Raw genomic sequence first — 11,096 nt, 5'->3', positions numbered from 1 at the left:
TTCCGGCGATTCGCGGGGCCAAAGAGGAACCCTTTTGGCCGGCGTAGCGTTTGCAAAACGGATAACAGGAGAGACACCATGGCAGGTATGCCCACCAAAGCCATTGGCGCCCAACGAAGTTCCATATCAGTAGCGGCGTCCAAGCGTGATACGAGGCTCGATGTGATTCGTGGTCTTGCGCTCATGACGATCTTCATCAATCACGTTCCGGGGCAAATCTTCGAATATATCACGACGAAGAATTTCGGCTTTTCCGATGCCGCCGAAGCCTTCGTGCTGATCTCGGGCATTGCGGTCGGTCTTGCTTATGGTTCGCGCTTCAAGGCGGGCACGCGGCTGGAGATGGCGATCAAGGCGGCAAAGCGCGCCTTCACGCTTTATCTCGCTCATATGATCACCACATTCGTGACGCTGGCGCTCTTCATCTGCGGCGCCTGGTTGTTCCACCGGCCGGGGCTACTGGTCGAGATCAATATCCTTGCGGTGCTGATGAACCTGAAGGAGGGCATTCCGGCGTTGCTGCTGCTCGGCCACCAGATCGGCTACAACAACATTCTGCCGATGTACGGCGCGCTGATGTTGATGGTGCCGCTAATCCTGCTTCTGAACGAGAAGAGCACGCTGCTGGCGCTAGCCGTTTCCGGCACCGTCTGGCTGCTTGCGGGCATCTATCAGATTGCGCCGCAGAATATGCTGTTCGAAGGAGACTGGTTCCTCAATCCCTTCTCCTGGCAGTTCCTCTTCACGATCGGCATCGTCTCGATGATGCATGTCAAGCGCGGCGGCACGCTTCCCCGCCATCCGCTGCTTTTCGCGCTTGCACTGGGCTATGTCGTGCTCTCCTTCATCTGGGTGACAGCCCATCTCTGGGATCTTGGAAACTATCTTGCGGCGCTCGGTCTGCCGGCGGTGCTGACCGGCTTTGACAAGACTTTCCTGTCGCTGCCTCGCCTTCTGCACGTGCTGGCTCTCGCCTATCTGGTGGTCAATATGCCGGCGATATCGCAGGCGTTTCGTCGCCCGGCAGATCATCCGCTGACGATCCTCGGCCGTCACTCGCTGAACATCTTTGTCGCCGGCACCATCCTTGCGATGGTCGGACAGGTGCTGCTCTACATCACCAACCGAGACCAGATCATCGGCCCGATCTTCGTGCTTGCCGGTATCGCCGCCCAGTTCGCCTATGCCTATTATCTCGAATACAAGCGCGAACAGGAAAAGGCCCGGCCTCTTGCCGGCGGTGCCATTCCGGTGCCGGTCCGTGTCAACCGTGGAGCGGACACCTATAGTCAAGGCAAGCGTAAATAGGCAGCCTCCTTGAGGAAATACTGAGCCGGCGGTCGAAGAGGCCACCGGCTTTTTCTTTTCGCCGAGCGTGGATGGTTAGGCCTTGATGCAGTTGTTCCGGGTGGAATGCACAGCCGCAAGCGGGACCTCGGGAATCACTATAAAATTTTGATTTTTTAGCCGTTCATCACGAATGGAACGGCTACGCGCCTCGCTCCATTTTGGCTTCCTGAGGCAATGCCAATGAAGGGAGCACGAAGATGTACTTCGAACTCAAGGACGCCACAGCCGACATCCTCGCCAGGGGTCGTCGGCATAACGAACTCTGCGATCTTCCGCTCGACCTGATCTCCTCCGAACGTGAGGCCCGTGACATTCAGGCGATTGCGCAGGATGCGCTGGGTTTCGAGCGCAAGGGCTACGCGCTTGTCGGCTCGAGCGAGGAATCACGCCACACTCTCGGTCTTGCAAAGCCGATCTATTCCGAAATTCCTGCTTCCGCAGTGTTTGCCGGCACGAAGGAATTCCGGCTGCCGCCAGGCACCATCGGTGTCCAATGCGAGCTGGTTTTCACGATGCTGCGGTCCTATCCGGATATCGGAGAGCCGATCAACCTAGACAGTGCTGCTGAAGCCGTACTCGATTGCCGCCCGGCCGTCGGTATTCTCGGGCGGCGCGCGCGGCGGGTCTTTGCGGGAGATTATGCAGCGATCGCCGATTTAGGCCTGCATGTCGCAACCCTCTGCGGTGATCATACCGGGGCGCTGACAGCAGCCGATCTTGCCGGCATCGACATTACGACCTTCCTGTTCAAGCAGACGGTCTTTGCCGGGACGGCGGCTTCGGTTATGGGCAATCCGCTCAATGCCGTCGTCTGGCTGGCAGATCAGCTCGCTGTAAGCGGCAGGCAGCTTGAGGCCAACGATATCGTTGCGACGGGATCATGCACGACCATCCTTCAGGTCTGGCCCGGCCAGCATCTGGCTGCCGATTTCGGACCGCTTGGACAGGTCGAATGCATCTTTGCGTGACGCGCATTTCAAACCGAAAGGACAAGTTATGAGGCCGCAGCGAAAGCCATTCGTTGTCGAGATCGAGAAGACGAAACAGCTTTGCCGCAAGCCGGCTCCGGCCAAGGCCAATCGCCCGGATGCCGCAATGAAGGCAGGGACAAAGATGGCTGTCGGCCTGGCCGTCCGGAGCGAGGGTCGCGCGTGATGGTTAGTCGCAATGTTCCTCACGAATATTTCCTGCTTGATGCCGAGAAGGCAGATGGCCCTGTTGTCGGTCATCTTCGCGGCAAACCGATTTCTGCCGTGGTCATCGACCGGAACGGCGGCCGCTATCGGTTCGTCGGCATCGCCGCCAGAGATGGCTGCGGCAGGCTCGATGTCATGTCGCTCAAACAGGGCGAATGGATCCTTGCACCTGACCTGGTCTATGCAGAAGCGGCTTAGAGGTTCTACGGATCAATCCTTCCCGAGGATGATGACAAGCGGGTCTGCCCACAGCGATTCACAGGGAATCCCACGCAACAAAAAGGCCGGAAGAGCGATGCCCTTCCGGCCTTTTGTCGTGTCCTTGCGAAGCCGATCAGGCAGCTTCGGTCGTATGGGCCTTGCGGACTTCATCGTCCGTCAGAATGCCGCTGGCGCGCAGCAGAGCAGCGAAGCGGCCGTTGGAGTGGCTGAGCTCATCGAAGCTGCCGTGCTCGACGATCCGGCCATTGTCGAGGAACAGCACCATATCCGCTTCGCGGACCGTCGAGAGACGGTGAGCGATGATGAAGGTGGTGCGGTTCTGGCGCAGGTTGTCGATCGCAGCCTTGACGCGCGCTTCCGTCTCGACGTCGAGCGCGGAAGTCGCCTCGTCCAGCACCAGGATCGGCGCATCCTTGAGGATGGCACGGGCGATCGCGATACGCTGGCGTTCACCGCCGGAGAGCTTGTTGCCACGTTCGCCGACATGGGTGTCGTACTGCTCGTCGCGGTTCTCGATGAAGTCGGACGCGGCAGCGGCTTCGGCGGCGCGACGCATATCCTCTTCCGACGCGTTCTCGCGGCCGAGGCGGATATTGTCGCTGATCGAGCGATTGAGCAGGCCGGCATCCTGGAAGACGGTGGCGATATAGCGGCGCAGCGATTTGCGCGTGACCTTGCTGATATCGGTGCCGTCGACGAGGATCTGGCCGCCCTGCGGATCGTAGACACGCTGAAGCAGGTTGACGAGCGTCGTCTTGCCGGCGCCGGTCGGACCGACGATCGCAACCGTCTGGCCGGCCTTCACCTTGAAGGAGACGTTGTGCAGGCCCTGCGAGCTGTTGGCGAAGCCGAAGGAGACGTCGTTGAATTCGACGTCGCCCTTGACGTCCTTGATCTCGCGGTTGCCGGCCGGCTCCTCGCGTTCGCGGACGGAATCTTCCAGATTATAGAAGTCTTCCAGTTTCGAACGGGCCTCGAAGATCTGCGTGGCGAACTGGCGCATCAGGTCCAGGCGGGCGATCAGCAGGTTAGCGAAGCCGATGAAGGCGATGACGTCGCCGACACGCAGTTCGCCGTTCTGGACCAGCACGGTGCCGATGACGAGCACGATCATCATGGCGATCGTGGAGGCCATGCGGTTCAGCGCGCTCGCAAGCGCCCACCAGTCGAGCACTGGATACTGAGCCTGCAGCAGCCGATCGGCGAAGGACTTCAGCGCACGCGTTTCGGCATCGATACGGTTATAGCTATGCAGCACCGAGACGTTGCTGATGGAATCGCTGACGTGACCGAAGACGGTATGATAGTGGTTCTCAACCGAAGCCTGGCCATCCTTCGTGCGGCTCATGACCACGCGGCCGATGATCCAGTAGGCGATGCCGAGTACGATCAGGACTGCGGAGAGACGCAGGTCCATGGATATCGCGGTCGGGATGAGCAGGCCAAGCGCAATGACTGTCGAAAGATGGTTGCGCATGAACTCCAGCCACAGGCCGAACAGGGTTTCGCAGGCGCGCAGCAGCGTGTGCAGCGCGTTGGACGTACCCCGCTGATGGTGCCAGGCGAGCGGCATGGAGATGATGCGGCCGAAGGCCTCCGTGAGAAGCGTCGCGCGGCGGCCGTGGGCCAGCCTGTCTGCCTCGCGTGCCACAAGGACGAAGGCGATGGTATTGAAAACCGCAAAGGCGGCCCACATCATAAGGATTGGCTTGACTTCACCCTTGCCGGAAATCGCATCGATGATACGGCCGAACAGGATCGGCTCGGCGATGGTGATGGCCGCCAATACGATGTTCGCGATAACGACGAGGGATACGCGGAGCTTGTAGGCGCCGAGATAGCGCAGAGCCCTTGCATAGACCTTAAATAACGACACGTCGGAACCTCTTTTTGCATCTGCGAAAAACGGGATGGTGCGATGCTACAAAAACCTACCTGAACCGACGATTAACGGGATCTTCGGGTTTGGAATCCGGCTTCGAAATTTGTGATCGTAGAGTGCGATAAGTGACCATGGTTTTGAAATTGTTGCTTAGCTATACATCACGACAATTTGCGCTTGCATTCGCTGGAGCGTCTAGCGCACCATCCAACTTGCGAACTGCAATTTTTAGGAAAGACCGTTCAGCGGCGGGTTAACAGGCCTGCTCCGGCGGCCTCGTTGGTCCGGGCAAGGGGCATTTTGTGCAAATTCATTCTTTAATTCAATTGCTTGTCATTTTAGAGGAAAGTTCCGATAGCCAAAGTGTGCTCGACGAACTCGAAAAGGTGATCCGCGCGAGCGGATTCGATTTCTACGGTCTGCTTCGTCATCCCAAGCAGGGAGACAACCCGTGGGGTGTGACTATGGCCAGCCGATGGCCGGAGAGATGGTCGCACATCTATGCGGTGAAAAAATACGTGCTCGTCGATCCGACCGTACGGTATCTTGCGCATGCGCAACGGCCTTTCCGCTGGCGCGACAGCATGGCGGCTTTCCGGGATGACCCGCATCAACGCCGCATGGAGCAGATGATGGTCGATGCCTACGGCCATGGGCTGGAAGACGGTTATATCTTCCCGATCTATGGGCGAAACGGCATCCTCGGCAGCCTCAGCGTCGGCGGCAGGCCGATTGAGCTTTCACCGCCGGAGATCTCGCTTTTCGAGGCGATCGCCCGCAAGGCCTTCTGGCGGCTGCTCGATATGCAGGGCGAGGCTGCGACGCTGGAAACGGTGCCGATCAGCGATACGCAGTTGACCAGGCGCGAAATGGAAATCCTGCATTATCTTGCCGAGGGCATGACCTCGATGGAGATCAGCAAGCATCTGAAGATCTCCAATCATACCGTCGACTGGTACATGAACGGCCTGCAGGACAAGCTGAAGGCCAAGAATCGGCAGCAGGCGGTGGCTCTGGCTTTCCGGCACGGGCTGATCACCTGAGATGTAGAGAAATTCTATTTCGTCACGGCAAGGGAAATTGAACTTTCTGTAACAGCGCGTTAAGAATTCTCTTCGCGGGTGCAGCATGGCCCGTTTCCGTGCTTTGAGGAGAGTACATTGCCCATATCGAAGATTCTTGTCGCCAACCGTTCCGAAATCGCCATCCGTGTTTTCCGCGCGGCCAACGAGCTCGGGATAAAAACGGTCGCGATATGGGCTGAGGAAGACAAGCTGGCGCTGCATCGCTTCAAGGCCGACGAGAGCTATCAAGTCGGCCGCGGCCCGCATCTCGCCCGCGATCTTGGGCCGATCGAAAGCTATCTTTCGATCGACGAAGTGATCCGCGTCGCCAAGCTTTCCGGTGCCGACGCCATTCATCCCGGCTACGGCCTGCTTTCGGAAAGCCCTGAATTCGTCGATGCCTGCAATGCCGCAGGCATCACTTTCATCGGCCCGAGGGCCGATACGATGCGTCAACTCGGCAACAAGGTTGCGGCGCGAAACCTTGCCATTTCCGTTGGCGTTCCGGTCGTTCCGGCGACCGAGCCGCTGCCGGACGATATGGCGGAGGTCGCCCGCATGGCGGCCACGATCGGCTATCCCGTCATGCTGAAGGCCTCCTGGGGCGGCGGCGGTCGTGGCATGCGTGTCATCCGCTCCGAAGCCGATCTCGCCCGCGAAGTGACGGAAGCCAAGCGTGAAGCGATGGCTGCCTTCGGCAAGGACGAGGTCTATCTCGAAAAGCTGGTGGAACGTGCTCGCCATGTCGAAAGCCAGATCCTGGGTGATACGCACGGCAATGTCGTGCATCTCTTCGAGCGCGACTGCTCCATCCAGCGCCGTAACCAGAAAGTCGTCGAGCGCGCGCCCGCGCCGTATCTTTCGGAAGCGCAGCGACAGGAACTCGCCGCCTATTCGCTGAAGATCGCGGAGGCAACGAGCTATGTCGGTGCCGGCACCGTCGAGTACCTGATGGATGCCGACACCGGCAAATTCTACTTCATCGAAGTCAATCCACGCATCCAGGTGGAGCATACGGTCACCGAAGTCGTCACCGGCATCGATATCGTCAAGGCGCAGATCCACATTCTCGACGGATTTGCGATCGGCACTGAGGAATCCGGCGTACCAAAGCAGGCGGAAATCCGCCTCAACGGCCATGCACTGCAGTGCCGCATCACGACAGAAGACCCCGAGCACAATTTCATTCCGGATTACGGCCGCATCACCGCCTACCGTTCGGCATCGGGTTTCGGTATTCGCCTCGACGGCGGCACGTCTTATACCGGCGCGATCATCACTCGCTACTACGACCCTTTGCTTGTCAAGGTGACCGCCTGGGCACCCAATCCGCTGGAAGCCATTTCCCGTATGGACCGCGCGCTGCGCGAATTCCGCATCCGCGGCGTCGCCACCAACCTGACCTTCCTCGAGGCGATCATTACGCATCCGAAGTTCAAGGATAATTCCTACACGACGCGCTTCATCGACACGACGCCGGAACTCTTCCAGCAGGTCAAGCGCCAGGACCGTGCCACCAAGCTACTCACCTATCTCGCCGACGTCACCGTCAACGGCCACCCGGAAGCGAAGGATCGACCGCGGCCATCAGAGGATGCCGCCAAGCCTGTCGTACCCTATATCAATGGCGGCAAGATCCCCGATGGTACGAAGCAACGTCTCGACCAGCTTGGCCCGAAGAAATTCGGCGAGTGGATGCGCGAGCAGAAACAGGTGCTGCTGACCGATACGACGATGCGCGACGGACACCAGTCGCTGCTCGCCACCCGCATGCGTACCTATGACATTGCCGGGATCGCCGGCACTTATGCGCATGCGCTGCCGAACCTCTTGTCACTGGAGTGCTGGGGCGGGGCTACCTTCGACGTTTCCATGCGCTTCCTGACGGAAGATCCGTGGGAGCGTCTGGGGCTGATCCGCGAGGCTGCTCCCAACTTGCTGCTGCAAATGCTGCTGCGCGGAGCGAATGGCGTCGGCTACAAGAACTACCCTGACAATGTCGTGAAATATTTCGTCCGCCAGGCTGCGAAAGGCGGTATCGATCTCTTCCGCGTCTTCGACTGCCTGAACTGGGTGGAGAACATGCGCGTGTCGATGGACGCCGTTGCCGAGGAAAACAAGCTCTGCGAAGCGGCGATCTGCTACACGGGCGATATCCTCAATTCCGCCCGGCCGAAATACGACCTCAAATATTATACGGACCTTGCCGTCCAGCTCGAAAAGGCCGGCGCGCATATCATCGCACTGAAGGACATGGCGGGCCTGTTGAAGCCGGCCGCGGCCAAGGTCCTCTTCAAGGCGCTGCGCGAAGCGACTAGCCTGCCGATCCATTTCCATACGCATGATACGTCGGGCATCGCTGCTGCCACGGTTCTTGCTGCCGTGGATGCTGGCGTCGATGCCGTCGATGCGGCGATGGATGCGCTCTCGGGCAACACCTCGCAGCCCTGCCTCGGCTCGATCGTCGAGGCGCTGCGCGGCTCCAAGCGCGATCCGGGCCTCGATCCGGAATGGATCCGCCGCATCTCCTTCTATTGGGAAGCGGTTCGCAATCAGTATGCGGCCTTCGAGAGCGATCTGAAGGGTCCGGCTTCGGAAGTCTACCTGCACGAAATGCCGGGCGGCCAGTTCACCAATCTCAAGGAACAGGCGCGGTCGCTCGGTCTCGAAACCCGGTGGCACCAGGTGGCGCAGGCCTATGCCGACGCCAACCAGATGTTCGGCGATATCGTCAAGGTGACGCCGTCCTCCAAGGTTGTCGGCGACATGGCGCTGATGATGGTCTCTCAAGATCTGACGGTTGCCGATGTCGTCAGCCCGGACAGGGAGGTTTCCTTCCCGGAATCGGTGGTTTCGATGCTGAAGGGCGATCTCGGCCAGCCTCCGTCGGGATGGCCGGAAGCGCTGCAGAAGAAGGCGCTGAAGGGAGAGCAGCCCTATACCGTGCGTCCCGGTTCTCTGCTTGACGATGCTGATCTCGATGCGGAGCGCAAGGCGATCGAAACCAAGCTCGAGCGTGAGGTGAGCGATTTCGAGTTCGCCTCCTACCTCATGTATCCAAAGGTCTTCACCGATTTTGCGCTGGCTTCGGATACCTATGGCCCGGTCTCGGTGCTGCCGACACCCGCTTATTTCTACGGCCTAAAGGATGGCGAGGAACTCTTTGCCGATATCGAAAAGGGCAAGACACTCGTCATCGTCAATCAGGCGATAAGCCAGACCGACAGCCAGGGCATGGTCACCGTCTTCTTCGAGTTCAACGGCCAGCCGCGCCGCATCAAGGTGCCGGACCGGGCGCATGGTGCGTCGGGTGCCGCCGTCCGCCGCAAGGCGGAAGCCGGCAATGCGGTCCATGTCGGTGCGCCGATGCCGGGCGTCATCTCGCGCGTCTTCGTCGCATCGGGACAGGCGGTCAGTGCCGGCGACGTACTCGTCTCCATCGAGGCGATGAAGATGGAAACGGCGCTGCATGCGGAGAAGGGCGGAACGATCTCGGAAGTGCTGGTCAAGGCCGGAGACCAGATCGATGCCAAGGATCTGCTCGTCGTCTATGCCGGTTGAGCAGAAGGCGACGTTATCTCCGATATCACCGATTGTGTCCGATTGGCTTGCTAGAGCGGGATGATTTTAGATGGAATCGAAAAGGGGATTCCCTTTTTCCCGCAAATCAGCTTCACCATTGAGACCGGTAAAGGAGGCCGGTCTTTATGGCAAAACCTTTTTCCGATGATTTGCGGGAACGCGTTGTCGGCGCGGTGACGCGCGAAGGATTGTCCTGCCGGGCAGCGGCGAAGCGCTTCGGGATTGGCATCAGCACCGCGATCGATTGGGTGCGGCGCTTTCGCCAGACGGGCAGCGCAGCCCCCGGTCAGATGGGCGGGCACAAGCCACGGGCGATCGCCGGTGAGCATCAGGAGTGGCTGCTCGAGCGCTGCCGCACACGGGCTTTTACCCTGCGCGGGCTGGTCGCGGAACTGGGCGAGCGTGGCCTGAAGGTCGATTACCGCTCCGTGTGGACCTTCGTGCATGATGAAGGGTTGAGTTATAAAAAAAGACAATGGTCGCCGACGAGCGCGAGCGGCCCGATGTCGCCGCCCGACGGAACCGCTGGCTGAAGCATCGCTATCATGTCGATCCGGCCCGCCTCGTCTTCATCGATGAAACCTGGACGAAGACGAATATGGCGCCGCTCCGGGGCTGGGCGCCGCGCGGCGAACGGTTGCCCGGTCAGGCGCCCTTCGGCCATTGGAACACCATGACGTTCATTGCCGCCCTGCGCGCCGACCGCGTCAGCGCGCCATGGATCATCGACGGCCCGATCAATGGCGAGCGGTTCCTGATCTATGTGGAAAAGGTGCTGGTCCCCGAACTCAAGCCAGACGATATCGTCGTGATGGACAATCTGGGCTCACACAAGGCAAAAGCAATCCGCACCGCGATCCGCAAGGCTGGGGCCAAACTGTTCTTCCTGCCCAAATACTCCCCTGACCTCAATCCCATCGAAAAGCTCTTTGCCAAGATCAAGCACTGGCTACGCGAGGCACAGGCCAGAACTCGCCACGCGATCGACGAGGCCATCGCAGCCATCCTCAAGACAGTTTCACCACAGGAATGCCAAAACTACTTCAAGGAAGCCGGATATGAACGGACTTAAAATCATCCCGCTCTAAAAAGCTGATTTTTCTGAGAGTTAGCAGCCTTCTCGCCTTGCCGGGCGAGGAGGCTTTCTCATAGAATTCCGCTCTCACCACCAGCCCCAAGACCAATCAGGAAAGCATCTCTATGAGCAAGTTGAAGATTGCCGTCATCGTCGGCAGCACGCGCATTGGCCGTTTCGCCGAGCATCCGGCCAAGTGGATCGCCGAACTCGTCGGTCAGCGTTCCGAACTCGAAGTCGAAATTCTCGATCTTCTCGACTACCCCATGCATTTCTTCGGTGAAGCGCGCGCCACCGCGGCGGAAAGCGAAACCGCCGAGCGTTGGAAGAAGAAGCTACGCGAATTCGATGGCTTCATCTTTACGGCCGCCGAGTATAATCACGCCCCGACTGCCGTTCTGAAGAACGCGATCGATCTCGGCGAATTCATCCAGAAGCCGGTCGGCTTCGTCGGTTACGGCGGCGTCGGGGGCGCACGTGCGGTGGAACATCTTCGCCTGGTCTTCGTCGAAATGAGCGCGGCTTCCGTCAAGACGGCCGTTCACATCTCGTTCGGGGAATATCTCTCGGTTCTCAAGGAAGGCAAAAACCTCGGCGACTACGCGCATCTGAACGAAGCCGCCAAGAACCTGCTCGATCAGCTGACCTGGTGGGGCAATGCGCTGAAGGCGGCACGCGCCGTCGTTACGGCCGCTTAATTGGAATTTCCGTGTGCCGGGATGTTC

At 59.5% G+C, this 11,096-nt stretch carries 9 protein-coding genes; 8 read left to right on the top strand and 1 reads right to left on the bottom strand.

Annotation, left to right across the window (positions count from 1 at the left end):
* The first annotated feature begins 78 nt into the window (after window positions 1–78).
* From KQ933_RS19145 to KQ933_RS19130, 4 genes are all read left to right on the top strand, one after another.
* The gene (locus KQ933_RS19145) at window positions 79–1,308 is read left to right on the top strand and encodes an OpgC family protein (protein ID WP_216756321.1); all 1,230 of its coding nucleotides are present in this window, start codon (window positions 79–81) and stop codon (window positions 1,306–1,308) included.
* A gap of 239 nt (window positions 1,309–1,547) precedes the next feature.
* Window positions 1,548–2,318, top strand: coding sequence for a 2-keto-4-pentenoate hydratase (locus tag KQ933_RS19140; protein WP_216756320.1), 771 nt, complete (start codon window positions 1,548–1,550; stop codon window positions 2,316–2,318).
* Window positions 2,319–2,346: 28 nt separating this feature from the next.
* Window positions 2,347–2,505, top strand: a complete 159-nt coding sequence (locus KQ933_RS19135; protein WP_216756319.1) for a hypothetical protein — start codon at window positions 2,347–2,349, stop codon at window positions 2,503–2,505.
* Window positions 2,505–2,744 carry a hypothetical protein gene (locus KQ933_RS19130; RefSeq protein WP_216758951.1) on the top strand — a complete coding sequence of 80 codons (240 nt, stop codon included), beginning with the start codon at window positions 2,505–2,507 and terminating at the stop codon, window positions 2,742–2,744. The genes KQ933_RS19135 and KQ933_RS19130 overlap by 1 nt, the downstream gene beginning before the upstream one ends.
* Window positions 2,745–2,880: 136 nt before the next feature.
* Here the strand turns inward: KQ933_RS19130 and KQ933_RS19125 are convergent, their stop codons facing one another.
* Window positions 2,881–4,644, bottom strand: coding sequence for a glucan ABC transporter ATP-binding protein/ permease (locus tag KQ933_RS19125; RefSeq protein WP_216756318.1), 1,764 nt, complete (start codon window positions 4,642–4,644; stop codon window positions 2,881–2,883).
* 308 nt (window positions 4,645–4,952) lie between these two features.
* Here KQ933_RS19125 and KQ933_RS19120 point away from each other — a divergent pair, with 308 nt between their 5' ends.
* The 4 genes from KQ933_RS19120 (at window position 4,953) to KQ933_RS19105 (ending at window position 11,069) form a co-directional block, all read left to right on the top strand.
* On the top strand, window positions 4,953–5,693 hold the full coding sequence (locus KQ933_RS19120; RefSeq protein ID WP_216756317.1) for a LuxR family transcriptional regulator: 741 nt from the start codon (window positions 4,953–4,955) through the stop codon (window positions 5,691–5,693).
* A 117-nt stretch (window positions 5,694–5,810) separates the two neighbouring features.
* Complete coding sequence (gene pyc / locus KQ933_RS19115) at window positions 5,811–9,275, top strand: pyruvate carboxylase (protein WP_216756316.1); 3,465 nt, start codon at window positions 5,811–5,813, stop codon at window positions 9,273–9,275.
* Window positions 9,276–9,421: 146 nt separating this feature from the next.
* Window positions 9,422–10,368 (top strand): IS630 family transposase gene (locus KQ933_RS19110; protein ID WP_216756194.1). Its coding sequence is split into 2 segments (ribosomal slippage): window positions 9,422–9,760 and window positions 9,763–10,368, totalling 945 coding nucleotides; the frame shifts between segments, so codons are not numbered across the junction.
* A gap of 128 nt (window positions 10,369–10,496) precedes the next feature.
* A complete protein-coding gene (locus KQ933_RS19105) occupies window positions 10,497–11,069 on the top strand; it encodes an NADPH-dependent FMN reductase (protein WP_183734505.1) in 573 nt (190 codons plus the stop codon).
* Window positions 11,070–11,096: the final 27 nt, after the last annotated feature.

The organism is Rhizobium sp. WYJ-E13 (genome assembly GCF_018987265.1).
Classification (GTDB): domain Bacteria; phylum Pseudomonadota; class Alphaproteobacteria; order Rhizobiales; family Rhizobiaceae; genus Rhizobium.
Note: the sequence above shows the minus strand (reverse complement) of the source record. Positions and strands in the feature narration are given on the sequence as shown.

Bases quoted from the DNA above. Each gene is read 5' to 3' on its own strand.
- KQ933_RS19145 (WP_216756321.1), top strand. From the start codon at position 79: ATGGCAGGTATGCCCACCAAAGCCATTGGCGCCCAACGAAGTTCCATA.
- KQ933_RS19140 (WP_216756320.1), top strand. From the start codon at position 1,548: ATGTACTTCGAACTCAAGGACGCCACAGCCGACATCCTCGCCAGGGGT.
- KQ933_RS19135 (WP_216756319.1), top strand. From the start codon at position 2,347: ATGAGGCCGCAGCGAAAGCCATTCGTTGTCGAGATCGAGAAGACGAAA.
- KQ933_RS19130 (WP_216758951.1), top strand. From the start codon at position 2,505: ATGGTTAGTCGCAATGTTCCTCACGAATATTTCCTGCTTGATGCCGAG.
- KQ933_RS19105 (WP_183734505.1), top strand. From the start codon at position 10,497: ATGAGCAAGTTGAAGATTGCCGTCATCGTCGGCAGCACGCGCATTGGC.